Here is a 1038-nt window from a genome sequence, read left to right as displayed (position 1 = left end):
CTAAGGCGTGTTTCAGAAGTGGTGGGTTTGATCAAGGTCACGGCGTGGCGGTGATCGACAACTGAAGAGGTCTCCGGTATCTGGTTCTGCGACCAAGCAAGAACTTCATACCGGAGACCTCGTGCCAAGCGTAGCGGTGACGAGGCGGCATGACCTGACCGACAGGCAGTGGGCTGTTCTGGCTCCTCTGCTGCCTGCCGCGCCGACGACAGGTCGTCCGCCGAAGTGGGAGAAACGACAGCTCATCGATGGGATCCGGTGGCGGATTCGGATCGGTGCCCCATGGCGGGACGTCCCGGCCGAGTACGCGCCCTGGCCCACCGTCTACGGCCTGTTCCGTCGTTGGCAGCGTGACGGGACCTGGGACAAGATCCTGTCCGCGTTGCAGGCGGCCGGCGACGCGCAGGGTCGGATCGGTTGGACGGTGAGCGTGGACTCGATGACCAGTCGCGCCCACCAGCACGCTGCAGGTGCCCGCAAGGACGGGCATCTGCAGAAGGAGCCGCCCGGTGGCGTGCACGACGAGCCGGCCGACCACGCACTGGGCCGGTCCAGGGGCGGGCTGACCACCAAGACTCATCTGGCCTGTGAGCAGGGACAGAAGGTCCTTGCCCTGATCGTGACCGCCGGGCATCGTGGTGACAGCCCACAGTTCATCCCCGTCCTGCGCCGCATCCGCGTGACCCGTCTGGGCGTGGGCCGGCCCCGCACCTGTCCCGACCTGGTCCTGGCGGACAAGGCCTACACCAGCCGCGGCAACCGCAGCCATCTACGCTCACGCGGGATCAAGGCCTGCATTCCCAGCAAGACCGACCAGGACGCCTACCGCAAGGCCAAAGGCTCCAAAGGTGGTCGCCCACCCGCGTTCGACAAGGACCTATACCGGCTACGCCACGCCGTCGAGAACGGCATCAACAGGCTCAAACGCCACCGTGGTGTCGCTACTCGATACGACAAGCTGGCGGTCCGCTTCCAAGCCGTCCTGACCATCACCATCATCACCGAGTGGCTCTGACCAGCTTATGAAACACGCCTTAG

The 1038-nt window shown here is 65.3% G+C and carries 1 protein-coding gene; it reads left to right on the top strand.

Annotated elements, in window-relative coordinates; translation table 11 throughout:
* Nucleotides 1-136: 136 nt before the first annotated feature.
* Nucleotides 137-1015, top strand: a complete 879-nt coding sequence (locus ACWDV4_RS30715) for an IS5 family transposase (RefSeq protein ID WP_449986006.1) — start codon at nucleotides 137-139, stop codon at nucleotides 1013-1015.
* Nucleotides 1016-1038 lie beyond the last annotated feature (23 nt).

Source organism: Micromonospora sp. NPDC003197, assembly GCF_053590565.1.
This window is presented reverse-complemented; position numbering and strand designations above follow the sequence as displayed.